The 26,096-nt window shown below is 65.4% G+C and carries 19 protein-coding genes; 16 read left to right on the forward strand and 3 right to left on the reverse strand.

Features of this window, described 5'->3' with window-relative positions:
- The first annotated feature begins 140 nt into the window (after nt 1-140).
- From AC1Q7H_RS18300 to AC1Q7H_RS18350, 11 genes are all read left to right on the forward strand, one after another.
- The gene (locus tag AC1Q7H_RS18300; RefSeq protein ID WP_013953337.1) at nt 141-1,118 is read left to right on the forward strand and encodes a 2-dehydropantoate 2-reductase; all 978 of its coding nucleotides are present in this window, start codon (nt 141-143) and stop codon (nt 1,116-1,118) included.
- Nucleotides 1,119-1,394: 276 nt separating this feature from the next.
- Nucleotides 1,395-2,114, forward strand: a complete 720-nt coding sequence (locus tag AC1Q7H_RS18305) for a GntR family transcriptional regulator (protein WP_011617427.1) — start codon at nt 1,395-1,397, stop codon at nt 2,112-2,114.
- A gap of 358 nt (nt 2,115-2,472) precedes the next feature.
- Nucleotides 2,473-3,705, forward strand: coding sequence for a formyl-CoA transferase (gene frc, locus AC1Q7H_RS18310; RefSeq protein WP_013953336.1), 1,233 nt, complete (start codon nt 2,473-2,475; stop codon nt 3,703-3,705).
- Nucleotides 3,706-3,843: 138 nt separating this feature from the next.
- Nucleotides 3,844-4,626 carry a fumarylacetoacetate hydrolase family protein gene (locus AC1Q7H_RS18315; RefSeq protein ID WP_492381529.1) on the forward strand — a complete coding sequence of 261 codons (783 nt, stop codon included), beginning with the start codon at nt 3,844-3,846 and terminating at the stop codon, nt 4,624-4,626.
- Between the two features lie 37 nt (nt 4,627-4,663).
- A complete protein-coding gene (locus AC1Q7H_RS18320; protein ID WP_492381530.1) occupies nt 4,664-6,226 on the forward strand; it encodes a Re/Si-specific NAD(P)(+) transhydrogenase subunit alpha in 1,563 nt (520 codons plus the stop codon).
- 15 nt (nt 6,227-6,241) lie between these two features.
- Nucleotides 6,242-7,639, forward strand: a complete 1,398-nt coding sequence (gene pntB, locus AC1Q7H_RS18325) for a Re/Si-specific NAD(P)(+) transhydrogenase subunit beta (RefSeq protein WP_492381531.1) — start codon at nt 6,242-6,244, stop codon at nt 7,637-7,639.
- Nucleotides 7,640-7,996: 357 nt separating this feature from the next.
- The gene (oxlT, locus tag AC1Q7H_RS18330; protein ID WP_013953332.1) at nt 7,997-9,340 is read left to right on the forward strand and encodes an oxalate/formate MFS antiporter; all 1,344 of its coding nucleotides are present in this window, start codon (nt 7,997-7,999) and stop codon (nt 9,338-9,340) included.
- 581 nt (nt 9,341-9,921) lie between these two features.
- On the forward strand, nt 9,922-11,661 hold the full coding sequence (gene oxc / locus AC1Q7H_RS18335) for an oxalyl-CoA decarboxylase (RefSeq protein ID WP_013953331.1): 1,740 nt from the start codon (nt 9,922-9,924) through the stop codon (nt 11,659-11,661).
- Between the two features lie 42 nt (nt 11,662-11,703).
- Nucleotides 11,704-12,954, forward strand: a complete 1,251-nt coding sequence (gene frc / locus AC1Q7H_RS18340) for a formyl-CoA transferase (protein ID WP_013953330.1) — start codon at nt 11,704-11,706, stop codon at nt 12,952-12,954.
- 154 nt (nt 12,955-13,108) lie between these two features.
- The gene (locus tag AC1Q7H_RS18345) at nt 13,109-13,546 is read left to right on the forward strand and encodes a PAS domain-containing protein (protein ID WP_013953329.1); all 438 of its coding nucleotides are present in this window, start codon (nt 13,109-13,111) and stop codon (nt 13,544-13,546) included.
- A gap of 278 nt (nt 13,547-13,824) precedes the next feature.
- Nucleotides 13,825-15,402: an AMP-binding protein gene (locus AC1Q7H_RS18350; RefSeq protein ID WP_492381532.1), complete on the forward strand. Its 1,578-nt coding sequence runs from the start codon at nt 13,825-13,827 to the stop codon at nt 15,400-15,402.
- A gap of 134 nt (nt 15,403-15,536) precedes the next feature.
- Here the strand turns inward: AC1Q7H_RS18350 and AC1Q7H_RS18355 are convergent, their stop codons facing one another.
- From AC1Q7H_RS18355 to AC1Q7H_RS18365, 3 genes are all read right to left on the reverse strand, one after another.
- Entirely contained in the window at nt 15,537-16,124 is a 588-nt protein-coding gene (locus AC1Q7H_RS18355; RefSeq protein ID WP_013953327.1) for a TetR/AcrR family transcriptional regulator, read from the reverse strand.
- 166 nt (nt 16,125-16,290) lie between these two features.
- Nucleotides 16,291-16,596, reverse strand: a complete 306-nt coding sequence (locus AC1Q7H_RS18360; RefSeq protein ID WP_013953326.1) for an HAD family hydrolase — start codon at nt 16,594-16,596, stop codon at nt 16,291-16,293.
- A 104-nt stretch (nt 16,597-16,700) separates the two neighbouring features.
- Complete coding sequence (locus tag AC1Q7H_RS18365; protein ID WP_013953325.1) at nt 16,701-17,642, reverse strand: LysR family transcriptional regulator; 942 nt, start codon at nt 17,640-17,642, stop codon at nt 16,701-16,703.
- Nucleotides 17,643-17,959: 317 nt separating this feature from the next.
- Between AC1Q7H_RS18365 and AC1Q7H_RS18370 the strand changes: the two genes are divergently transcribed.
- The 5 genes from AC1Q7H_RS18370 to fdhF all read left to right on the forward strand — a co-directional run bounded on the left by AC1Q7H_RS18370 (nt 17,960) and on the right by fdhF (nt 25,961).
- On the forward strand, nt 17,960-18,883 hold the full coding sequence (locus AC1Q7H_RS18370; protein ID WP_013953324.1) for a LysR family transcriptional regulator: 924 nt from the start codon (nt 17,960-17,962) through the stop codon (nt 18,881-18,883).
- 147 nt (nt 18,884-19,030) lie between these two features.
- Nucleotides 19,031-19,249, forward strand: a complete 219-nt coding sequence (locus AC1Q7H_RS18375; RefSeq protein ID WP_492381533.1) for a hypothetical protein — start codon at nt 19,031-19,033, stop codon at nt 19,247-19,249.
- Nucleotides 19,250-19,927: 678 nt separating this feature from the next.
- Nucleotides 19,928-21,247, forward strand: coding sequence for an oxalate/formate MFS antiporter (gene oxlT, locus AC1Q7H_RS18380; protein WP_013953322.1), 1,320 nt, complete (start codon nt 19,928-19,930; stop codon nt 21,245-21,247).
- Nucleotides 21,248-21,428: 181 nt separating this feature from the next.
- The gene (locus AC1Q7H_RS18385; RefSeq protein WP_492381534.1) at nt 21,429-23,138 is read left to right on the forward strand and encodes an NADH-ubiquinone oxidoreductase-F iron-sulfur binding region domain-containing protein; all 1,710 of its coding nucleotides are present in this window, start codon (nt 21,429-21,431) and stop codon (nt 23,136-23,138) included.
- Nucleotides 23,139-23,147: 9 nt separating this feature from the next.
- Nucleotides 23,148-25,961, forward strand: coding sequence for a formate dehydrogenase subunit alpha (fdhF, locus tag AC1Q7H_RS18390; RefSeq protein ID WP_492378130.1), 2,814 nt, complete (start codon nt 23,148-23,150; stop codon nt 25,959-25,961).
- Nucleotides 25,962-26,096 lie beyond the last annotated feature (135 nt).

Here is a 26,096-nt window from a genome sequence, read left to right on the forward strand (position 1 = left end):
GTCATGTTAGCGCAGCGCCGCTTGCACGCGCAGTGTGATCCGGAAAGATAAAGGTTGTTTGACGCGGTTGCCATGCGCCTCTATGGAATATAGTATGTGATATATCAAATCATCTAAATCGGGCCATCAAGGAGACAGCAATGAAAGTGTGTATCTACGGTGCAGGCGCCATCGGCGGCTATGTCGGGGCGCAGCTGGCGCGCGCGGGGGCGGAGGTCAGCTTCGTCGCGCGCGGCCCCCATCTCGCGGCAATGCAGGAACATGGCGTCAAACTGCAGATCGACGGCGAGGAGCGTGTGGCCAAGGTGCGATGCACCAGCGACCCGCGCGAGCTCGGGCACCAGGACTATGTGTTCATCACCCTCAAGGCGCATTCCGTGCCGGGCGTGGTGGACCAGATGCAGCCGCTGCTGGGGCCGGAAACCGCGGTCGTCACCGGCGTCAACGGCATTCCGTACTGGTACTTCTACAAGCATGGCGGCGAACTGGCCGGCAGCACGCTGGAAAGCGTCGATCCCGGCGGGCGCCAATGGAAGGGACTGGGGCCGGAGCGGGCGATCGGCTGCGTGGTATATCCCGCGGCCGAGATCGTTGCGCCCGGCGTGATCAAGCATGTCTACGGCAAGAAGTTTCCGCTGGGCGAGCCGGATGGCAGCCGCTCCGCGCGCGTGACCCGGCTGAGCGAAATGATGATGGCCGCCGACCTGGACGCCCCGGTGCGCGACAACATCCGCGACGAGATCTGGCTCAAGCTGTGGGGCAACCTGTGCTTCAACCCGATCAGCGCGCTCACGCATGCCACGCTCGACGTCATCACCGCCGACCCGGCCACGCGGGCGCTGTCGCGCCAGATGATGGTGGAGGCGCAGGGCATCGCCGAGCGCTTCGGGGTGAAGTTCCGCGTCGACGTGGAGCGGCGCATCGACGGCGCCGGTGCGGTGGGCGCGCACAAGACCTCGATGCTGCAGGACCTGGAGGCCGGGCGGGCCATGGAAATCGACCCGCTGCTGACCGTGGTGCAGGAAATGGGACGCCTGGTCGCGCAGCCCACGCCGATGTGCGACGCCGTGCTGGGGCTGATCAAGCAGCGCGACACGATGGCCAAGCTGGCCGCCTGAGCGCGGCTGGAAACAGGGGATACCGCCGGGTCAGGTATCCCCTGGCGCACGCCAGGCGCGCCAAGATGGCGTGCGCCGGGCTTGCGAAGCGAGAAAGGCAGGGCGATAGTGATATACCATATACGACAGACCGCGCACCGCTACTGTGCCGATGCATGACAACAACGCATTGTTTGATGCGTTTTCGTTATGGGTCAGGCGTTTTTGCTAAGCTGTGCGGCAATGCGGGGGTAGCCATTCCGGCCACCCTGCCGCTGGTCTCACACGAGCTCATTCATGTCTGCGCAAAGCCAATCCATCGTCCAGCCCAACGGGCTGGCCTTGTCCGTGCAACCGATCAACGCCGGCGCAAGCCTGCGCGACCAGGCCTACGCCATGTTGCGCCAGGCCATCGCCGACGCTGACATCTACCAGTCGCGCGACGAGATCCGCCTCGATGAGCGGGTGCTGAGCGAGGCCATGGGTGTCAGCCGCACGCCCATCCGCGAAGCCATGACGCTGCTGGAGCAGGAAGGCTTCCTGCGCACCGTGCCCCGGCGCGGCATCTACATCATGCGCAAGACCAAGCGCGAGATCGTGGAGATGATCCAGATGTGGGCCGCGCTGGAAAGCATGGCGGCGCGGCTGGCCACGGAGAACGCCACCGATGCCGAGATCGCCCAGCTGCGCAGCATGTTCGACAGCTTCCGCGATTCCACCCCGGCCGAGCATATCGAAGAGTATTCCGACGCCAATATCGCGTTCCACCAGGCGATCGTGCAGCTGTCCAAGTCGCACATCATCATGGACACGATCCGCAATATCTTTATCCACGTGCGCGCGATCCGGAAGATGACGATCTCGCAGAGCGACCGGGCGGCACGCTCCATCGTGGACCACCTGCGCATCATCGAGGCGCTTGAGAAGCGCGATACCGAGCTGGCCGAGCGCCTGGTGCGGCAGCATTCGCTGGACCTGGCTGACTACGTGGAACGGCACTGCGACTTCCTCGACTGAAGGCGTGCGGGGCAGGGCGGCAAAACGGCGGACCTGGGTCCGCCGTTTTGCTTTTGTGCGTTTCCGGATGGCGGGCGAGCGTTTCGCGCTATGGTATGTGATATATCAGTGCGAAAAAAATACTGGCTGATTGATTCAGGTTTTCCCTGGGTTTCCCACTTCCGACAGGCGAAACCGGCCGATTGCTGCATTGCATCGTCGAAATTTGTGTAGCACCGGGCAAACTCCTCTTGCTCTCTTCTGATATATCACATACCGTATGTCATCAAGAGGCCGGAACGGACTCAAGTGAGTACGCGCCGAGCACCAGGAATCAGACCATATACAAGTGAAACCATCGCCCGAGGAGACATCCGAAATGGAAACCAAGGCACTGCAAGGCGTTCGCATCCTGGACATGACCCACGTCCAGGCGGGCCCCTCGGCCACGCAGCTGATGGCGTGGCTGGGCGCGGACGTGATCAAGGTGGAAATGCCCGGCCGCGGGGACATTACCCGCAGCCAGCTGCGCGACGTGCCCAATGCCGACAGCCTGTACTTCACCATGCTCAACAGCAACAAGCGCAGCCTGACGCTGAACATGAAGACGCCCGAAGGCAAGGCGCTGCTCGAAGACCTGGTCCAGCGCTGCGACGTGCTGATCGAGAACTTCGGGCCGGGCGTGCTGGAGCGCGCCGGCTTTGACTGGGACCACCTGCAGGACCTGAACCCGCGGCTGGTCTATGCCTCGATCAAGGGCTTCGGCCCGGGGCCGTACGCGGACTGCAAGGCGTATGAGAACGTGGCCCAGTGCATGGGCGGGTCGGCCTCCACCACGGGCGATGCCGAGGGCGTGCCCACCGTCACCGGCGCGCAGATCGGTGATTCAGGCACGGGCGTGCATTGCGTGGTCGGCATCCTGGCCGCGCTGCTGCAGCGCGAGCACACCGGCCGCGGCCAGCGCGTGGAAGTGGCGATGCAGGACGCGGTGCTGAACCTGTGCCGCGTCAAGCTGCGCGACCAGCAGCGCCTGTCCAACGGCCCGCTGCGCGAGTACCCCAACGAAGAGTTCGGCGACCACGTGCCGCGCGCCGGCAATGCCTCGGGCGGCGGCCAGCCGGGCGCGGCGCTGCGCTGCGCGCCGGGCGGCCCCAACGACTATGTCTACGTCATCATCCAGCCGCAGGGCTGGGAGCCGCTGATGCGCCTGTGCGGGCGCGAGGACCTGATCACCAATCCGGACTACGCCACGCCCGAGGCACGCCTCAAACACCTGGCCGACTGCTTCGCCGTGATCGAGAAATGGACCGGCGGCCGCAGCAAGTTCGACGTGATGGCGGCGCTCAACGAGGTCGATGTGCCGTGCGGCCCGATCCTGTCGATGAAAGACCTGATCGAGGACGAGTCGCTGTACCAGCGCGGCTACCTGAAGGAGCTGGAGCACCCGCAGCGCGGCAGCTACGTGCAGCTGGGCTGCCCGATCACGCTCTCGGCGTCGCCGGTGGAGATCGAGCGCTCGCCGCTGCTGGGCGAGCATACCGAAGAGATCCTCGAGTGGCTGGGGCGCTCGCCCGCGCAGATCGCCGCGATGAAGCTGGCCGGCGCGGTATGACGCAAGCCTGACGTCATTCCCGCCCGTGCGGGAATGACGATTCCGGGCGCGAGCCGCCCGCGATCCCATTTCTTCCAAGATCCTGCAACCGACATCCGAGCAGGCAGGGTCTCCCTTTGCCTGCGCAAGGAGCATGCTGTGCAAACCTGGATACGATTTCGCCGCGCCGACGGCAGCATCGGCCATGGCCGCATCGACGAAGCCGATGGCAACCGTGTCATCGAATATGACGGCGACGGTTTCAACGACCCCGCCCCCACGGGGGCCGTGCATGACCGCGCGTTGCTGACGCTGCTCGCGCCCTGTGCGCCGGGCAAGGTGGTGGCGCTGTGGAACAACTTCCATGCGCTCGCGCGCAAGCTGGAAAAGCCTGTGCCCACGCATCCGCTGTTCCTGCTCAAGCCGGCCTCGTCGCTGGCCGGGCCGGGCGATGCCGTGCTGCGCCCCAAGAGCTACGACGGCAAGATCGTCTATGAGGGCGAGTTGGGCATCGTGATCGGCAGCAAGGCGCGCAATGTGTCGGTGGCCGAGGCCGGCGCGCATATCTTCGGCTACACCGTCGTCAACGACGTGACCGCGGCCGAGCTGATCACAGCCGACCCCAACTTCCCGCAGTGGACGCGCGCCAAGGGCTTCGACACCTTCGGCTGCATCGGCCCGGCCATTGTCTGCGGCTTCAACTGGACAGCCGCCAGCGTCATCACGCGGCTCGATGGCGTGGAGCGGCAGAACTACCCGCTGTCGGACATGATCTTCTCGCCCGAGGAACAGGTCAGCCGGATCTCGCAGGACCTGACGCTGATGCCCGGCGACGTGATTGCGTGCGGCACCTCGATCGGCGTGGGGTCGATGAAGGACGGTGCGGTGGTCGAGGTGGCGATCGCGGGCATCGGCTCGCTGGTCAACCACGTGCGCGGCTGAGCTGGCGCCCGATTCCTTCCATAAAACGGTGAATGCCATGCCAATGACGATCGGTGTGCCACGCGAAGTCCACCCGGGCGAGCGGCGCGTTGCCGCCACGCCCGACTCGGTCAGGGAACTGCTCAAGCTGGGCTACCAGGTGGTGGTGGAGACCGGCGCCGGCCAGGAAGCGTCGTTCTCCGACGCTGACTACAGTGCCGCCGGTGCGGCCATTGTCGACGCGGCCAGCCTGTGGGCCTCGGTCGATGTAGTGATCAAGGTGCGCCCGCCGCAGGTCCATCCCAGCCTGGGCGTGGAAGAGGCGGCGCTGCTGAAGAAGCATGCCACGCTGATCGGCTTTGTCTGGCCGGCGCAGCAGATGGCGATGCTGGAGCGGCTGACGCAGCGCGGCGCAACCGTGCTGGCGATGGACTGCGTGCCGCGCATCTCGCGCGCGCAGAAGCTGGACGCGCTCAGCTCGATGGCCAATATGGCGGGCTACCGCGCGGTGATCGAAGCCGCGCATGCGTTTGGCCGGCCCTTTGCCGGGCAGATCACGGCCGCGGGCAAGATCCCGCCGGCGCGCGTGCTGGTGATCGGCGCGGGCGTGGCGGGGCTGGCGGTCATCGGCGCGGCGCGCAGCCTGGGGGCGGTGGTGCGCGCCTTCGATACGCGGCCGGTGGTGCGCCAGCAGATCGAAAGCCTGGGCGCCGAGTTCCTGACCGTCGAGATCGAAGAGGACGGCAGCGGCAGCGGCGGCTATGCCAAGGAGATGAGCCCGGCCTTTATCGAAGCCGAGATGCGCCTCTTTGCCGAACAGGCGCGCGAGGTCGACATCATCATCACCACCGCGCTGATTCCGGGCAGGCCCGCGCCCAAGCTGCTTGAGGCCGGCACGGTGGGCCTGATGCGCGCCGGCAGCGTGGTGGTCGACCTGGCCGCTGAGCAGGGCGGCAACTGCGTGCTGACCGTGCCGGGCGAAGCGGTGCGCCAGCACGGCGTGACCATCATCGGCTACACCGACCTGCCCAGCCGCATGGCCGCGCAGGCCAGCCAGCTCTATGGCACCAATATCCGCCACCTGCTGACGGAGCTGACGCCGGGCAAGGACGGCCAGCTCGTGGTCGACATGGACGACGAGATGATCCGCGGCGCCACGGTGCTGCACCAGGGCACGGTGACCTGGCCGCCGCCGCCACTGACGGTGGCGATCCCGCAGCAGCAGGCGCCGGCCGCGACGCCGCCGCTGCAGGCCGAGGCCGAGCCGCCGCGCAGCCGCACCGGCGCGACGCTGCTCGCGCTGGTCATCGCGGTGGCTGCATTGCTGGGCCTGGGCGCGGTCGCGCCGCCGGCTTTCATGGCGCATTTCACGGTGTTCGTGCTGGCGATCTTTGTCGGCTACCAGGTGGTGTGGAACGTCACCGCCGCGCTGCATACGCCGCTGATGAGCGTGACCAATGCCATCAGCGGGATCATCGTGGTGGGGGCGCTGGTGCAACTGGGCAAGCCGTCGCTGGTGACGGCGGTGATTGCCGGCAGCGCGGTGCTGCTGGCCACCATCAATATCGCCGGCGGCTTCCTGGTGACGCAGCGCATGCTCAAGATGTTCCAGCGGGACTAGAGGGGGGAGACAGGGATGCCATCCGGAATCAGCAATATCGCTTACCTGGGCGCCAGTGCGCTCTTCATCCTCAGCCTGAGCGGGCTGAGCCACCCCGGCACCGCGCGCCGCGGCAACCTGCTCGGCATCGCCGGCATGGTGATCGCGGTGCTGACCACCGTGCTGGCGGGCAGCCCGGACGGCATCGCCATCATCATCGGCGCGATGCTGGTGGGCGGCATCGCCGGCGCCATGCTGGCCAAGCGCGTGGAAATGACGCAGATGCCGCAGCTGGTGGCGGTGCTGCACAGCTTCGTCGGCCTGGCCGCGGTGCTGGTGGGCTACGCCAACTACCTGGATACCCATGCGCTGACCGGAGCGGAGAAGGCCATCCATGAAGTGGAGACCTACCTTGGCATCCTGATCGGCGCGGTCACGTTCACGGGCTCGATCATCGCCTTCCTGAAGCTGCAGGGCACCATGGGCGGCAAGCCGATGCTGCTGCCCGGGCGGCATGCCTTGAATGCCATCGCGCTGCTGGTTTGCGTGTGGCTGGGCTATGCCTTCCTGAGCGCGCCCGACGCGCAGCAGGGGCTGGTGCCGCTGGCGATCATGACTGGGATCGCGCTGCTGGTCGGCGCGCACCTGGTGCTGGCCATCGGCGGCGCCGACATGCCGGTGGTGGTGTCGATGCTCAACAGCTACTCCGGCTGGGCCGCGGCGGCTACCGGCTTCATGCTCGGCAACGACCTGCTGATCATCACCGGCGCGCTGGTGGGATCGAGCGGCGCCATCCTCAGCTACATCATGTGCAAGGCGATGAACCGCAAGTTCCTGTCGGTGATCCTGGGCGGCTTCGGCGCGGTGCAGGCGCAGGGCGCGGCGACCGAGCAGGGCGAGGTGCTGCCGGTGTCCAGCGAGGAAGTCGGTAACCTGCTCAAGGACGCCAGCGACGTGATCATCGTGCCTGGCTACGGCATGGCCGTGGCGCAGGCCCAGGGCACCATCAGCGAGATCGCGCGGCGGCTGCGGGCGCAGGGGGTCAATGTCCGCTTCGGCATCCATCCGGTGGCGGGCCGCCTGCCCGGGCACATGAACGTGCTGCTGGCCGAGGCGCGCGTGCCGTACGACATCGTGCTGGAGATGGAAGAGATCAACGACGACTTCGAGAAGGCCGACGTGGTGCTGGTGGTGGGCGCCAACGATATCGTCAACCCCGGCGCGCTGGAAGACCCAGGCAGCCCCATTGCCGGCATGCCGGTGCTGGAGGTGTGGAAGGCCCGCACCGTGGTGGTGTCCAAGCGCAGCATGGCGGCGGGCTACGCCGGCGTGGACAACCCGCTGTTCTACAAGGAGAACACGCGGATGTGGTTTGGCGACGCCAAGGGCAGTGTCGACGCCTTGCTGCGGCAGTTGGAGGAAGCCCCGGCCTGAGGTGAGCATTCCGGATCCGTTCGCGCTTTGTTCAACCCAGCGTCGCCCCCTGCTCTTGCGGGGCGACGCTGGCTTTTGTTGCTGGTACGGATCGAAGGCATCTGGTCGGGCGCCGGACCAGGGACGAGCCGCGATGGAAGCTCGCGAGGCGATTCATGCCGGTTCAGTCATATATAAATGATCGTGAATAGATACGATAAAAAACTTTAAGACCTGTCAAATTAAGCTTCAGGTAGCATGAATCCACGACTTCATGTGCCGCAATGCCAGGCGCCGGTCTAGATGTGAGAAGGGCAACCCACAAAGCCCTGATGTGCCCGTCGAGGCACAAACAAACGGTACCAGGAGACAAGACAGATGGCGCAATTTGAAGCATCGGCCTCGGCCGGTCACGGCAACGTGAACGGCCGCGGGCTGCAGAACCGTTGGATCCAGCTTGCAATCGGAGTGGTGTGCATGGGGCTGGTGGCGAACTTGCAGTACGGCTGGACCCTCTTCGTGTCACCGATGGACGCCAAGCATCACTGGGGCGCGTCCGCTATCCAGGTGGCATTTTCCATTTTTATCGTGACTGAAACCTGGCTGGTGCCGCTGGAAGGCTGGCTGGTGGACAAGTTCGGCCCGCGCCCGGTGGTGGCGGGCGGGGCCATCTGTGCGGGACTGGCCTGGGTGATGAATTCCTATGCGACCACGCTGCCGGAGCTGTATGCGGCCGCGGTGATTGCCGGCATCGGCGCGGGCGGCGTCTACGGGACCTGCGTCGGCAACGCGCTGAAGTGGTTCCCGGACAAGCGCGGCCTGGCAGCGGGGCTGACGGCGGCGGGTTTCGGTGCCGGCTCGGCCATCACGGTGATCCCCATCGCCAACATGATCCAGAGCTCGGGCTATGAAAAGGCCTTCCTGACCTTCGGCATCCTGCAGGGCGTGTGCATCTTCGTGCTGGCACTGCTGCTGGTGAAGCCCAAGGCGCCCAAGGGCGCGGTGGCGGCCAAGGCGGTGCTGACCAATCCGGTCGAGTTCTCGCCGGGGCAAATGGTGAAGACGCCGGTGTTCTGGCTGATCTACGTCTGCTTCGTGGCCGTGGCAGCGGGCGGGATCATGGCGACGGCCCAGCTCGGGCCCATCGCCAAGGACTTCGGCTTCGCCTCGATGCCGGTGACGATGCTGGGCATGACGCTGCCGCTGCTGACCATGACCTTGTCGATCGACAACTTGTGCAATGGCTTTACGCGGCCCTTGTGCGGCTTCCTGTCGGACCGGTTCGGGCGCGAGAACACCATGTTCGTGATCTTCATCGGCGAAGGTCTGGCGCTGCTCGGGCTGATGCAGATGGGGCACAACCCGTACTGGTTCATGTTCTTCGCGGCGCTGACCTTCCTGTTCTGGGGCGAGATCTTCTCGATCTTCCCGGCCTTGTGCGCCGATACCTTCGGCAGCAAGTTCGCGGCGGCCAATGCGGGCACCCTGTACACGGCGAAGGGCACGGCGGCGATGGTGGTGCCGCTGGCATCGATCCTGTCGGCCTATGGTGGCTGGGGAGCCGTGTTCTCGGTGGCGGCGGTGGTGACGATTGCGGCGGGGATCTCGGCCAAGGTGTTCCTGGCGCCCATGCGCAAGCGCTTTATCACCGGGCATGCCGAGGCAGTGCGCGTGTCCGACGCCGCGTTCCTGGCTGGCATGTCGCCGCGTCAGGGGGAGTAATCCCAGGCTGAAGGATAGGGGAGCCCGGCGAAGTCTGCCGGGCTTCGGAGTGAGGTCAGATCATTTCTATTAATGGACGCGCTGGTGTTCGCGGAGGACGCCAGTGCGTGGCAATGTGTTCCAGAGGGCCGGAAAGTCGCTGGAATTTTGGTATGTAATATATCTGTATGCGTAATCCAGCTGAGATCGCAGGCTTCGACATGGCCCGGAAATCTGTGCCGATTGCGCATGAATAGCCTCCTTTCAGGAATTGCGCTGACTTAGCCGTAGTTACCTGCAAGATTGCTGCACTGCACCGACGAAACTTGAAGAACTAGTGGAAATTCCTCTTGCGTCGTTCTGATATATCACATACCGTATGTCATCAAGAGCAGGGGAAACGATCGGGCGCCGCAAGGCAAACGTGTAGCAACAGTGAAGGGCGAGAAGGCGAGAGAGCCCCCGCCCCGAAAAGAATTCAACGAGGAGACCAAGACATGTCCGAAGTCGTCGCAGCCAAGCGGGTCGGGAGCACCACCGCGGAAGACACCCTGAAATAAGAGAACTCCAACCCCAGTCAATTTGCATAGAAGGAAGCAACCATGGCAGAAGTCGGAAACGAGTTGCAGCGTCACGCCGCGGAAGAACATCAGGCACAAACCGATGGTTTTCATCTGGTTATCGACGCGCTGAAGCTGAATGGCATCGAAAACATCTACGGCCTGCCGGGCATTCCGGTCACCGATCTGGCTCGTCTGGCGCAGGCCAACGGCATGCGCGTCATCAGCTTCCGTCACGAGCAGAACGCAGGCAACGCAGCAGCGATTGCGGGCTTTCTCACGCAAAAGCCGGGCGTCTGCCTGACCGTGTCTGCGCCTGGCTTCCTGAACGGGCTGACGGCGCTGGCGCATGCGACCACCAACTGCTTCCCGATGATCCTGATCAGCGGCTCGAGCGAGCGCGAGATCGTCGATTTGCAGCAGGGTGACTACGAAGAGATGGACCAGCTGGCCATCGCCCGTCCGCACGCCAAGGCTGCCTTCCGCGTGCTGCACGCTGAAGACATTGGTGTCGGGATCGCACGTGCCATTCGTGCCGCCGTGTCGGGCCGTCCGGGCGGTGTGTACCTGGACCTGCCGGCCAAGCTGCTGGGCCAGTCGATGGAAGCCGAGAAGGGCCGCAAGTCGCTGATCAAGGTGGTGGATCCGGCCCCGCGCCAACTGCCTGCACCGGACTCGGTCGACCGTGCCGTCGCGCTGCTGAAGAGCGCCAAGCGCCCGCTGATCCTGCTGGGCAAGGGTGCCGCGTACGCACGCGCCGAAGCGGATATCCGCACGCTGGTCGAGAAGACGGGCATTCCGTACCTGCCGATGTCGATGGCCAAGGGCCTGCTGCCCGATACGCACCCGCAATCGGCCTCGGCCGCACGCTCGTATGTGCTGGCTGAAGCTGACGTGGTGTTGCTGGTCGGCGCCCGCCTGAATTGGCTGCTGTCGCACGGCAAGGGCAAGACCTGGGGCAAGCCGAAGCAGTTCATCCAGATCGACATCGCGGCGACCGAGATGGACAGCAACGTCGCCATCGCCGCGCCGGTAGTGGGTGACATTGGTTCGTGCGTGTCGGCGATCCTCGATAAGGTCGGCGATGACTTTGCCAAGCCGGGCGCCGAGTGGCTGAACGCGGTGGCCGACCGCAGGGACACGAACCTGGCGAAGATGGCCGAGACCCTGGCCAAGTCCAAGGATGTCTCGCCGATGAACTTCCACGGCGCGTTGGGCGTGCTGAAGGATGTCGTCAAGGCCAATCCGGGCATCTCGTTTGTCAACGAAGGCGCCAACACGCTGGACTACGCCCGTGCGGTGATCGACATGTACGAGCCGCGCAAGCGCCTGGACGTGGGCACCTGGGGCGTGATGGGCGTGGGCATGGGCTACGCGGTCGCCGCGGCGGTCGAGACCAACAAGCCGGTGCTGGCGCTGTGCGGTGACAGTGCGTTCGGTTTCTCTGGCATGGAAGTCGAGACGATCTGCCGTTACAACCTGCCGGTCTGCATCGTCATTTTCAACAACAACGGCGTCTACAAGGGCATCGACGTGAATCCGACCGGCGGCAAGGATCCGGCGGTCACGACATTCGTCCCGGGCGCCCGCTACGACAAGATGATGGAAGCGTTCGGTGGCGTCGGTCACAACGTCACCACGCCGGCGGAACTCGAAGCTGCGGTGAACGAAGCCCTGCGCTCGGGCAAGCCCACGCTGGTCAACGCTGTCATCGATCCGGCTGCTGGCACCGAAAGCGGTCGTCTGACCAATCTGAATCCGCAAAGCTCGGCCAAGAAGTAATTCACCCGAATTTCACCCCTCTGATCCAATAGGAGAACGAAAGTGAACCTCCCGCTCAACGGCATCAAGATCATCGACTTCACGCACGTCCAGGCCGGGCCCGCCTGCACGCAGCTTCTCGCTTGGTTCGGCGCCGACGTGATCAAGGTCGAGCGCCCCGGTTCCGGCGATGTCACGCGCACCCAGCTGCGCGACATCCCGGATGTCGATGCGCTGTACTTCACCATGCTCAACTCCAACAAGCGCAGCCTGACGCTGGATACCAAGAAGCCGGAAGGCAAGAAGATCCTGGAGCAGCTGATCCGCGAATCGGACGTGCTGGTCGAGAACTTCGGCCCGGGCGCGCTGGACCGCATGGGCTTCTCGTGGGAGCGCATCAACGAACTGAACCCCAAGATGATCGTGGCTTCGGTCAAGGGCTTCAGCGACGGCCACCACTATGAAGACCTGAAGGTCTATGAGAACGTGGCCCAGTGCGCCGGCGGCGCGGCTTCGACCACTGGTTTTTGGGACGGCCCGCCGACGGTATCCGCCGCGGCGCTGGGCGATTCCAACACGGGCATGCACCTGGCCATCGGCATCCTGACCGCGCTGATCGGCCGCGACAAGACCGGCAAGGGCCAGAAGGTGGCGGTGTCGATGCAGGATGCGGTGCTGAACCTGTGCCGCGTCAAGCTGCGCGACCAGCAGCGCCTGGACCGCCTGGGCTACCTGGAAGAGTACCCGCAGTATCCGCATGGCAGCTTCAGCGACGTGGTGCCGCGCGGCGGCAACGCGGGCGGCGGCGGCCAGCCGGGCTGGGTGCTGAAGTGCAAGGGCTGGGAGACCGACCCCAACGCCTATATCTACTTCACCATCCAGGGCCATGCCTGGGAGCCGATCTGCAAGGCGCTGGGCAAGCCGGAATGGATTTCAGATCCCAACTACGCCACCGCCAAGGCACGCCAGCCGCATATCTTCGATATCTTCAACACCATCGAGGAATGGCTGGCCGACAAGACCAAGTACGAGGCCGTGGACATCCTGCGCAAGTTCGACATCCCGTGCTCGCCGGTGCTGTCGATGAAGGAAATCGCCGATGATCCGTCGCTGCGCGCCAGCGGAAGCATCACCGAGGTGCCGCACAAGGAGCGCGGCACCTACCTGACGGTGGGCAGCCCGATCAAGTTCTCCGACATGAAGCCGGAAATCACCGGGTCGCCGCTGCTGGGCGAGCATAGCGATGAAGTGCTGGCCGGCCTGGGCTACGGTGCGGACGACATCAAGCGCCTGCGCGAGTCCCAGGTGATCTGACGCTGCCCGCCGGCACTTGTGCCGGAGCGTACGCCGGGGTCTCGCGCATAGCGGGCCCCGGCGTTTTTGCTTGCAGCGTGGCCATGAGGCACGCTACCTTGATGGCCATGACAGGCCGGCGCCGACCGGCCCTGGTAATAACGAGGGAATCCCCATGACAGACCAGATCGACTACGCGCAACTGGTGTCCGCCATCGGCGACGCCATCATCATCTCCGATGCCAAGGGCGCCATCACGCTATGGAACCCCGCCGCCGAGCGCATGTTCGGCTTTACCCAGGCCGAGGCCATGGGCCAGTCGCTCGACCTGATCATCCCTGAGCGCCTGCGTGGGCGGCATTGGGAGGGCTATGACAAGACCATGGCGACGGGCATCACACGCTACGGCCACGACCTGCTCAAGGTGCCCGCGGTCGACAAGGACGGCAAGTCCATGTCAATCGCCTTCACCGTGGCGCTGCTCAAGGATGACGCGGGCGCCATCACCGGCATCGTCGCCGTGATCCGCGACGAGACCGTGCGCTTCCAGGAGGAGCGGGCGCTGAAGAAGCGGCTGGTGGAACTGGAAAACCAGGTCAAGGAACAGGCCTGAGGCGCGTGCCTTCCCCGTGATCCCGGGCCAGCCGCTCAGCGCGGCGGCCCGGTGGCCAGGCCCTGTCCTGGCCGTTTCCTGTTAGCGCGGCGGCCTGGCCAGGACGGCCGCGCAGGTCTCGTTTGTCCCCCGAGTTTTCCCGAATAGGTGGCCGGCGTGCGCTTCCAGCGCCGCTTTGGCGTGGCCGATTCTGGTTTTTACGGTACCAGATTCGTTGACGGAGTACCGAATGCCTCCTACATTGGGAGTCCTGACAAAAACAGATCCGAGGAGACAACATGACCCGTCAAGCTTCGGCCGCTGCGGTGGTCCACGGCGGCGCAACGGTGGGCCAGCTTTATGCGGCCGCGCTGCGCGCCCGGCCCGGCGTGCCCGCCATCGTCGGCGACGACACCACGCTGAGCTATGAGGCGCTCGCGCAGCAGTGCGCGCGCGTCGCGCGGCTGTTTGCCGCCCGCGGGCTGGCGCGCCAGGATGCCGTGGCCTTCCTGGTGGGCAACCGCGCCGAAGCGGTCGCCGCCATCATCGCCGCGCAGCTGGCCGGGCTGAAGAACGTGTCGCTGCATCCGATGGCATCGGAAGCGGATCACGCCTTCGTGCTGCAGGATGCCGGGGTGCGGGCGCTGGTGGTGGACAACGCCCGCTTCACCGAGCGGGCGCGCGTGCTGGCGGCCGGCGCCGGCCTGCAGGTCCTGCCGCTGGACGATGGCGAGTTCGGGCCTGGCCTGGCCAGTGCGGCGGCTGCGTTCGATGGCTCGCCCGTGGTCCCGGGCGACGACCCCACGGAAATCAGCCGGCTGGCCTATACCGGCGGCACCACCGGCCGTTCCAAGGGCATCCTGCATACGCACCGGACCACGGTAACGGTGCTGCAGTACATGCTGGCCAGCTACGAATGGCCGGAGCTGATCCGCTACCTGGTGACCACGCCGATCTCGCACGCGTCCGGCAGCCTGTTCCTGCCGACGCTGCTGCGTGGCGGCACCATTTACCTGTGCGACAAGTTCAGTCCCGCCGATTTCCTGCGCCGCGTGGCCGAACAACGGATCAACCTGACCTTCCTGGTTCCCACGCAGATCTATGGCCTGCTCGATTGCGACGGGCTGGACGCGGCCGACCTGTCCAGCCTGGAACTGGTGCTCTACGGCGCGGCGCCGATCGCGCCGGTGCGCCTCGCTGACGCGCTGCGCCGCATCGGCCCGGTGTTTGGGCAGGTGTACGGCCAGGCGGAAGTGCCGATGTGCATCAGCTACCTGAGCCAGCGCGACCACGATCCGGACAACCCCGAGCGCCTGCGCTCGTGCGGCAAGGTGATCCCGGGCAACCAGGTCAAGCTGCTCGACCCCGACCTGCGTGAAGTCGCGCCGGGCGAGGTGGGCGAGCTGTGCGTGCGCGGTCCGCTGGTGATGGAGGGCTACCTGAACCGGCCCGAGGAAGACGCCAAGGTCTTTGCCGGCGACTGGCTGCATACCGGCGACATGGCCCGTTGCGACAGCGAGGGATTCCTGTACATCGTCGACCGCGCCAAGGACATGATCATCAGCGGCGGCTTCAACGTGTACCCGAGCGAGGTGGAGCATTGCCTGGCGCTGCACCCGGCCATCGCCATGTCCGCGGTGATCGGCATCCCCGACCCCAAGTGGGGCGAAGCGGTCATCGCCGTGGTGGTGACGCGGCCCGGTGGCACGCTCACCGAGGCCGACGTGATCGGCCACGTAACGCAGCACAAGGGCGTGGTCAACGCGCCCAAGCAGGTCGTGTTCGTGGATGAGTTGCCGCTGACCGCGCTGGGCAAGATCGACCGCAAGGCCATCCGCGGCTGCTACTGGGGAGGCCAGGAGCGGCAGGTGGCCTGAGTGCGCTCACCGCATGCCGCACGGTCCCGCAAGCGGGCCGGCGGCCTGCCCGGACCAACAATCATGGAGGAGGCCACCATGGCAATCCGCTTGCATTTCAACGCAATCCGGCCGACCCGCGCGCCGGCGCGCGGCTAAGAGGTGCCGGCGCCGGCTTCGGGCCGGCACAGCAGGCCGTTCAGGATGATCTCGTAGAACTCGCTGAAGGCATCGCCCATCTTCAGGCCGGTTTCCTTCAGGAACTGCTGGTTGCGCAGCCGGTACGCGGCGCCCAGGATCGCTTCGGAAACCAGCCGCGGATTGTGCTGCGCCATCAGCCCTTGCCGCATGCCTGCGTCCAACAGGCTTTCCAGCCCGCGCACGCGCGCCAGTTGGTAGTCGTCGAATACCGCCCGGCCGCTGTCGATCGCATCCAGGTCCGCAAGCGCCGCCTTGCTCAGTCCCGATGTGTGGAGCGCGGCATGCAGGTAGGCGGACACTGCCCGCGCCGCATCGCTTTCGCGGTGCGCCGCGGCAAAGCCCCTTTCCAGGTTGTCAGCAAGCACGTCGCGGCAGATGCCGACGAACAGCGCTTCCTTGGTCGGCGCGATTTCGTACAGGCGCCGCCGCGAGCAGCGCATGCGTTGGGCAATCTCGCCGATGGTCAGCGACGACACGCCTTCGGTGCTCAGCAGCCGGGTCAGTTCGTGGGCAAATTCTTCGTCGGTGCGTCGGGTCGGCATTATGAAACGGGTGGCAAGCCGGGCAAGCGCCGGGCGCGTGAGTGTTGATGCCGAATCTTACGACGACTGCGCGGTGCGCAGGCATGGTGACCTCGCCTGAGGGACATGCGGGCCAGGCAAAAAAGCGAGGCCGCTCGCGCGCCTCGCCGTGAACTGACCGGCCCCCTCAGTTGAGATGACCGACCGCGCGCAGGTATTCGTTCTTCTTCTCGAAGATCAGCGCGCTCAGAAAGGCGGCGTCATAGGCGGCCAGCAGGTGCGCGTGGTGTTCTTCGATATAGCGGGCCACGCGCGCCTTCTCGCATTCGATGCCGCACAGCCATTCATACATCTCGGCGTCCCAGCGGAAGCGCAGGCCCAACTCGATAAACGCGGCGTTGTAGGCGGCGAGCTGGGTGTCGCGCGGAATGGGTTGGTTATCGGTGCCGACCGTGACGGCAGCTTGGCGGCTTTCCTGTTGGACCTGGTTCATGCTCGTCTCCTGAAATGCGCGGTAGCGGTTGGGTTGAGACAAGCATAGGGACCCGGAATGATTTACGATAATTAAAGTTTCATAGCAAAACCATAATCAATCGTTTATGCATTCTGGCTGATCAAACCTTCCACGCCGGTGATGCGCTGGATCAGTGCCGCGCCGTCTTCCATCAGGAACTGCTTGAAAGCGAGCGCTACCGGCGGCAGCCGCTTGTTCTTGCGGTGCACCACGTACCAGTTGAGCATGACCGGGAAGCCCTCGATGTCCAGCACCGCGAGCTTGCCGGCCTGCAGCTCCAGCCCCACCGTATGCGCCGACAGGAAGGCGATGCCCATGTTGGCGATCACCGCCTGCTTGATGGTCTCCGTGCTTTTGATCTCCATCGCAATGCGCATATTGGACAGCTTTCCAGCAAAGCCTTCCTGCATCGAATTCCAGGTATCCGAGCCTTTCTCGCGTGAAACGAAGGCTTCGTCAGTCAGCGCCGCCAGCGGGATATTGCGCTGGCCCACCAGCGGGTGGGTGGGCGCAGCCACGATGACATAGGGGTGCGGGGCGAAGACCTCGTTGATGGTGTCCATGCCTTCGGGCGGACGCACCATCACCGCCAGGTCGGTCAGGTTGCCGGCCAGCTGGTGCAGCAATTCCTCGCGGTTATGCACGGCAAGGTTCAGCGTCACGCCTTCATGGCGGTTCATGAACTCGGCCAGCAGGCGCGGAAAGAAATAGTCGCCGGCGCTGATCACCGCCACGTTGAGCCGGCCGCCGGAGATGCCCTTGAGCTGGGACATGGCGTCTTCGGCCTCGCGGAACTGCTGGATGATGCTGCGGCTGTAATGCAGCATCTCATGGCCAGCCGGGGTCAGGTAGATCTTCTTGCCCAACTGCTCGAACAGGGGCAGGCCCACATGGTGCTCCAGCTGCCGCACCTGGGTCGATACCGCGGGCTGGGTCAGGTGCAGTTCCTCGGCAGCGCGTGAAAAGCTCATATGGCGGGCAACGGTCTCAAAGACCTTCAGTTGCCGCAGCGTGGCGTTCCTCATCCTCGTCCCGTGCGATATATAAGCGATTGACTATATAAACGATAAAAAACTTTATGCAGTGCTGATCTTAGATTCAAGTAGCATCAATCGTCGGATTGGCATGCCCCCCGAATCCGGCCCTCCGGCTTGCGCCAGGAGTCCGCCAATGGCCACAAGCATGGCCGATAACAACGATGGCTGCCTACAGCCACGACAAAAAAACACAAGGAGACTACCGTGACCGGACTGAACGCAATGGTGCGTGCAACGCGACACCCCGCCATGCCTGAAGACAGGCTCCGTCTCAGCCACGCCGGTGCTGGGCAGGGGGGCAGGTCATGAATATCTCGCTCCCCCAACTGAAGGCCTTCGCCGCGGTAGCGCGGCACAAGAGCTTTACGCGTGCCTCGGTTGAACTGGGCCTGACGCAATCCGCGGTCAGCCGCAGCGTGCGTGAGCTGGAAGATGAGATCGACCAGCGCCTGTTCGACCGTACCACGCGCCAGGTGGAACTGACTGATGCCGGCCAGCACCTGTCGCAGCGCATCTGCCACCTGATCGAAGAGGTGGAGCAGACCTTGCGCGACAGCCAGAGCGCCAGCCGTCCGTGCCAGGGCCTGGTGCAGATCGCCTCGGATCCGGTGCTCAGCTCGATGTCGGTGCCGACGTGGCTGGCCGGCTGCCGGCAAGCGTGGCCGGCGATTGCCATTCACCTGAAGGACCGCTCGCAGGAGTCGGTGCTGCAAAGCGTGCGCAGCGGCGAGGTGGACTTCGGCATTGCCACCGATCCGCAGCCAAGCGATGACCTCTATTGTGAACCGCTGTGCGTCGATGCCTACCATGCCGTCCTGCCCGCCCAGCATCCGCTGGCCATGCGCGAAGCGGTAGGGTGGGGCGACCTGAGCGATGCCCGCGTGCTGGCCCTGGACCAGCAGTGCGGCATGCAGCCCGCGGTGGAGAAGGCGCTCAGCAGCTATCACGTGCGTGCGGGCTCGCTGCAGTTGCTTGGCCACTTTGCGGCGGTGTTCGGCATGGTGGCGCTGGGCCTCGGGATCGGCGTGGTGCCGTCGCGTGCCCAGGTTGGCGGCATGAATCCGGCGGCAGTGATGCGGCCGCTGCGTCCGCAGGTGACTTCCACGGTGATGCTGGTTCGGCGCAAGAGCCGTTCGCTCAAGCCCAATGCCGCGGCAATCTGGGATGCCTTGCGTGGCCAGGAGTATCAGGAGCCACCGGTGGCGCGTCGTGAAACGACCACGGTGTGAGGCCATCGGCTCTTCTGGGGGCATTGGGGCGGCTTTCGTTGTATTAGTGCAAAACTTCTACTGATATATCACATACAGGATATTTACACATAGTGCAGCGCAGCATATAATGAAAACTCCTGACCACAACGCTATTGGAGTTTTCAAATGGAAGTCGCTCTTCTCGTCGCTCTTGGCCTGGGCTTGATTGCTGCCGGTGTCGGCGTTACCACGCTGCTGGCCACGCGCCTGCCGATGGACGTGCTGGTGACCGCGCAGGAGCATGGTCGCTTCGCCGGCCTGGGCTCGAACCAGGAAAGCGATGGCGTGGGCCGTGCCAGCCCGTCGCGCATCGTGCCCGCTGCCGGTGAACTGGCTTACGCGTAATGCGCGCAGGGGCCATGCGCCTTTCGCGCTGAACAGCGCATCTGGCAAGGGTTGTAGCGGCCGGCATCCCTTGTGGCAGTACCTCGGTTGATTCCTGACCTGCGGCATTCGCCGCGAGGCAGGGCAGGGTTCCGCGCGAACCTGCGGCCGCCACCACCTTCCTCCCGATCGCTGCTAGCGATCGCCCCGCGCAACCCTTGCGTGCGCCGCCTTTCCCAATCCGGCAGCTCCCTGCCGTGCCTGCAGCGCCTCCTCAGGCATCGTTCCCAAGGCCATACATGCGGTGCAATACATTAATGTATGCATCTAGGGACTTTCCCCAACTCATCGTTTTCCCGGTTTTTCCCACGCGCGATCCCCGGCATTCTTGCGGGTGCCAGCAGTCGGCGGATTGATGCGCCGATGCATGGCAACTGCTTGATTTCCAACGACTCCGGATGCTGTCGGACCGGCCATTGATGCAGTGTGCGCACCAGTCGCACTGCAGCAACGGCCAGCCAGGTGTCGCTCGCCGCGGTCTCATGCTGCAGGGCCGCGACGAATACGCTTGACTTACCTGATATATCACATACCGTATAGCACTAGAACGGCTCAGCTGTTCTTTGACTGAGAGTCACGCAGAGGCGTCTACAGGCGCCCATCTTCCACCTTGGCGGCAAGCCGCTATAAGGAGACATCATGGAATTGCAGCAGAGGGAGTCCACGTCGCGCTTTGCGTCGCCGTGGGTGCAACTGGTATTCGGCGTGATCTGCATGGCGATGATCGCCAACATGCAATACGGCTGGACGCTGTTCGTCAACCCGATCGACGACAAGTACCACTGGGGCCGCACCGCGATCCAGGTGGCCTTCACCATCTTCGTCGTGACGGAAACCTGGCTGGTGCCGATTGAAGGCTACCTGGTCGACAAGTACGGCCCGCGCCCGGTGGTGGTGGGCGGTGGCCTGCTGTGCGCGATTGCGTGGGCCCTGAACTCGGTGGCGTCCTCGCTGCCCATGCTTTACTTCGCGGCGGCGATCGGCGGCCTTGGCGCGGGCGCGGTGTATGGCACCTGCGTGGGCAACGCGCTGAAATGGTTTCCCAATCGCCGGGGCCTGGCAGCGGGGATTACCGCAGCCGGTTTCGGTGCGGGCTCCGCGCTGACCGTGGTGCCCATTGCCAACATGATCAAGACTTCGGGCTATGAGGCCGCGTTCCTGTGGTTCGGTCTTGGCCAGGGCCTGATCGTGTTCATCCTGGGCATGGCCCTGTACCCGCCGTCGGCCAAGATCCTGAGCGAGGTCAAGTCCACGCTGAAGGCTGCCGCAACCTACAATGCTTCGCCGCGCGAGGTGCTGAAGTCGCCGATCTTCTGGGTCATGTACGCGATGTTCGTGATGATGGCCGCCGGCGGCCTCATGGCCACCGCCCAGCTCGGCCCGATCGCCAAGGACTTCGGCCTGCACGACGCCCCGATCTCGATCCTCGGCCTGACCTTGCCGGCGCTGACCTTCGCACTGACCATCGACCGCGTGCTCAATGGCCTGACGCGCCCGTTCTTCGGCTGGATCTCCGATCATATCGGCCGTGAACGCACAATGTTCTTTGCCTTCGGGGTCGAGGCCATCGGCATCCTGCTGCTGTCCAAGTACGGCCACCATCCGGTTGCCTTCGTGGTGCTGACAGGCGTGGTGTTCTTCGCTTGGGGTGAGATCTACAGCCTGTTCCCTGCCACCTGCGGCGACACCTTCGGGCCGAAGTTTGCCGCCACCAACGCGGGCCTGCTGTACACCGCCAAGGGCACGGCCGCGCTGCTGGTGCCGTTCTCCAGCGTGATCACCACTGTCACAGGCAGCTGGCATGCGGTCTTCATGGTGGCCTCCGCCATGGCGGCATTGACCGCGGTAATGGCGCTGTTCGTGCTCAAGCCGATGCGCGAGGCGCATGCCCGTAAATATGTGCATGCCAATGCCTCGGCACCGATGGGCTACCGTACCGTGCCGGAAGACCTGACCTGATAAAGAAAGCAGTACGGCGCCCCCCGGTGCCGGCAGGACCCGGACGTGGCGGCTGCGATGCCTGCACAGACGCCGCGCCCGGTAGCACAATACGACAACTACAAAGCGCGACAGGAGGGCGGCCCGCCGGGCGCCTTCCTGATTGCACATCGGAACCCCACAAACAGAATCCAGGCACGCCATGAACCAGGTTGTCATTCCACTCGAGGCGACGGGGCTCGGCCGGCAGCGCAAGCGCCGCCAGCCCAAGGGCAGGCAGGTAGACGCGGCCGCGCTGGCCGAAGTGCGCGTGGCGCTGGGCGACATGCCCCGCCGGCGCGACCTGCTGATCGAACACCTGCACTGCATCAACGACCGCTACGGCCAGTTGGCGATGCCGCACCTGGTGGCGCTGGCCAGCGAACTGCGGCTGTCGATGACCGAGGTCTATGAAGTCGCCACCTTCTACCACCACTTCGACGTGGTGCGCGAGGACGCCGACGGCCAGATCGCGCCGTCGCCGGCGCTGACCGTGCGCGTATGCGAAGGCATTGCCTGCGAGCTGGCGGGCGCGCACGCGCTGATCGACAAGCTGCCCGCGGTGCTCGGCACTGAAGTGCGCGTGGTGGCCGCGCCCTGCATCGGCCGCTGCGAAAAGGCGCCCGCGGCGCTGGTCGGGCAGAATCCGGTCGATGCTGCCACGGCCGAGGCCATCGACGCCGCCGTGCAGGCAAAGGCCGTGCGCCATGCGCCCGAGCCTTATATCGGCTACGACGCTTACCAGAAGGACGGCGGCTATGCCTTGCTGAAGTTCCTCGCCAGCGGCGACCTGGAACCGGCCGCCGTGCTGTGCACGATGGAGGACTCCGGCCTGCGCGGGCTGGGCGGCGCGGGCTTCCCGACCGGGCGCAAGTGGCGCATCGTGCAGAACGAGCCCGCGCCCCGGCTGATGGCCGTCAACATCGACGAGGGCGAGCCCGGCACCTTCAAGGACCGCGTCTACCTGGAGCGCGATCCGCACCGGTTTCTGGAGGGCATGCTGATCGCGGCGACGGTGGTCAACGTGTCAGCGATCTATATCTACCTGCGCGACGAATACGCTGGCTGCCGCGCGCTGCTGGCCGAAGAACTGCGGCGGCTGCAGCAAGACCCGCCAATCCCCGGCTTGCCGACGATCGAACTGCGCCGCGGCGCGGGCGCCTATATCTGCGGCGAAGAGTCGGCCATGATCGAGTCGATCGAAGGCAAGCGCGGCATGCCGCGGCTGCGCCCGCCCTATGTGGCGCAGGTGGGCCTGTTCGGCCGGCCCACGCTGGAGCACAACTTCGAGACCCTGTACTGGGTGCGCGACATCATCGAGAAGGGCGCCGAGTGGTTTGCCTCGCAGGGGCGCAATGGCCGCAAGGGGCTGCGTTCGTTCTCGGTCTCCGGCCGGGTGAAACGGCCCGGCGTGCATCTGGCGCCGGCGGGTATCACGGTGCGCGAACTGATCGACGAATACTGCGGCGGCATGCTTGACGGCCATGCGTTCTACGGTTACCTGCCGGGTGGCGCCTCTGGCGGCATCCTGCCAGCATCGATGGGCAATATCCCGCTGGACTTCGACACGCTGCAGCCCTACGGCTGCTTTATCGGCTCGGCCGCGGTGGTGATCCTGTCCGACCAGGACAGCGCCACGCAGGCAGCGCGCAACCTGATGCACTTCTTCAAGCACGAGTCCTGCGGGCAATGCACACCGTGCCGCACCGGCACCGCCAAGGCGCTCGACCTGATCCGCCAGCCCAAGTGGGACCTGTCGGCGCTGGATGACCTGTCCGCGGTGATGCGCGATGCATCGATCTGCGGGCTGGGGCAAGCCGCGCCCAATCCGGTCGACTGCGTCATCAAGTACTTCCCGCACGAACTGGCCTGAGAGACTGACATGAATGCACTGACCCGCGCCGAACGCGCGCTTGTCGAATCCGCCGAGCCAGCCGTCACCTTCACGCTCAACGGCCGCGAAGTGAGCGCGCAACCCGGCGAAAGCCTGCTCAAGGTGGCCCAGCGCGAAGGCTTCGACGTCCCGCACCTGTGCTACAAGGATGGCCTCGAGCCGGCTGGCAACTGCCGCGCCTGCATGGTCGAAATCCAGGGCGAGCGCGTGCTGGCCCCGTCCTGCTGCCGTTTTCCCGCGGAAGGGATGCAGGTACAGACCGAGTCCGAGCGCGCCCTGCGTGCGCAGCGCACCGTGCTGGAACTGCTGCAGTCGGACATGCCCGAGACTGACTACACCCGCCACAACGAACTGGACCAGTGGGCCGCGAAGCTGGAAGTCGGCAAGCCCCGCTTTGCCCCGCGCGAACGCGTGGCGGCGGATTTGTCGCACCCGGCCATCGCCGTCAACCTGGATGCGTGCATCCAGTGCACGCGCTGCCTGCGCGCCTGCCGCGACGAGCAGGTCAACGACGTGATCGGCCTGGCGCTGCGCGGCGACGAAGCCCGCATCGTGTTCGACATGGACGACCCGATGGGTGCGTCGACCTGCGTGGCCTGCGGCGAATGCGTGCAGGCCTGCCCGACCGGCGCGCTGATGCCCGCGCGCGACGCCGCGCTGGCGGTGCCGGACAAGCAGGTGGACTCGGTCTGCCCGTACTGTGGCGTGGGCTGCCAGCTGACCTACAACATCAAGGACAACCGCATCCTGTTCGTGGAAGGGCGCGATGGCCCGGCCAACCACGAGCGGCTGTGCGTGAAAGGCCGCTACGGCTTTGACTACGTGCAGCATCCGCAGCGCCTGACGGTGCCGCTGGTGCGCCGCGAAGGCGTGCCCAAGCAGGGCGATTTCGTCATGGATCCGGACCACGTCATGGACGTGTTCCGCGAGGCCACCTGGGAAGAGGCCCTGGCGCTGGCCGGCGGCAAGCTCGCGCAGATCCGCGACACCCACGGCAAGCGCGCGCTGGCAGGGTTTGGCTCGGCCAAGGGCAGCAATGAAGAGGCCTACCTGTTCCAGAAGCTGGTGCGCACCGGGTTTGGCAGCAACAACGTCGACCACTGCACGCGGCTGTGCCATGCCTCGTCGGTGGCGGCGCTGCTGGAAGGGATCGGCTCGGGCGCGGTGTCGAACCCGGTGATGGATGTCGACAAGGCCGAGGTGGTGATCGTGATCGGCGCCAACCCGACCGTGAACCACCCGGTCGCGGCCAGCTGGATCAAGAATGCGGTGAAGAACGGCACCAAGCTGATCGTGGCCGATCCGCGCCGCTCGGACCTGGCGCGCTTTGCCCATCGCTTCATGCAGTTCAAGCCCGATGCCGACGTGGCGCTGCTCAACGCGATGATGCATGTCATCGTCACCGAGGGCCTGGTGAACCAGGACTTCATCGACAGCCGCACCATCGGCTTTGACGAGCTGCAGCGCAATGTCGCGGCGTACAGCCCGGAACTGATGGCGCCAGTGTGCGGCATCGAGGCCGAGGTCATCCGCGAGGTCGCGCGTCTGTATGCCACGTCCAAGGCCTCGATGATCCTGTGGGGCATGGGCGTGTCGCAGCACGTGCACGGCACCGACAACGCGCGCTGCCTGATCGCGCTGGCGCTGATGACCGGCCAGATCGGCCGCCCCGGCACCGGCCTGCATCCGCTGCGCGGCCAGAACAACGTGCAGGGCGCGTCGGACGCCGGACTGATCCCGATGATGTACCCGGACTACCGCCGCGTGGACGATCCCGTGGCGATCGCCAGCTTCGAGGCGCTGTGGGGCATGCCGCTGGACCGCCAGCCCGGCCTGACCGTAGTCGAAGTGATGCAGGCGATCGAGCGCGGCGAGGTGCGCGGCATGTACATCATGGGTGAGAACCCGGCCATGTCCGATCCCGACGCCGAGCACGCGCGCGAGGCGCTGGCCTCGCTCGACCACCTGGTGGTGCAGGACATCTTCCTGACCGAGACCGCCTACCTGGCCGACGTGGTGCTGCCGGCCTCGGCCTTCCCGGAGAAGACCGGCACCTTCACCAACACCGACCGCACCGTTCAGCTCGGCCGCCAGGCGCTGAACCCGCCGGGGCAGGCGCGCCAGGACCTGTGGATCATCCAGCAGATGGCGGAGCAACTGGGACTGGACTGGCACTACGACGGCGTGGCCGAGGTCTTCGATGAGATGCGCCAGGCCATGCCCAGCATCGGCGGCGTGACCTGGGAGCGGCTGGAGCGCGAACATGCTGTGACTTATCCGTGCAAGGAAGAGGGCGACCCGGGCGAACCGGTGATCTTTATCGACAGCTTCCCGACCGAGACCGGCCGTGGGCGCTTTGTGCCGGCCGATATCATCCCGGCGGCCGAGCGGCCCGATGTCGACTACCCGATGGTGCTGATCACCGGCCGCCAGCTCGAGCACTGGCACACCGGCAGCATGACGCGGCGCGCCGGCGTGCTCGATGCGATCGAGCCCGACCCCGTGGCGCTGGTGCACCCGCTGGACCTGGACGCGCTGGGCGGCAAGCCGGGCGACGTGGTCACGCTGGCATCGCGCCGCGGCGAAGTCACGCTGTACGCGCGGGCCGACGCCGGCACGCCGCGCGGGGCAGTGTTCGTGCCGTTCTGCTATTACGAGGCGGCGATCAACAAGCTGACCAATGCGGCGCTGGACCCCTTCGGCAAGATCCCGGAGTTCAAGTACTGCGCGGTGAAGATGGCTCTGGGCGGCGAGGCGCCGGAGCAGTCGAGCTACGGCGGCGGGCAGATCCTGGCGGTGTAGGGCAACGGCAAGACCTGACGGGGCCGTCTGCGCGGGTAGCGCAGGCGGCCTTTTTTGTGTGCGCCCGGCAGGGCGCACTGACTTGGGGGTGGGAGTCCCCTACACGCCCGGCAAGGGGAAGTGTTAGCCAGAGAC

The sequence above is a fragment of the Cupriavidus sp. GW823-FHT06D04 genome (genome assembly GCF_058795055.1).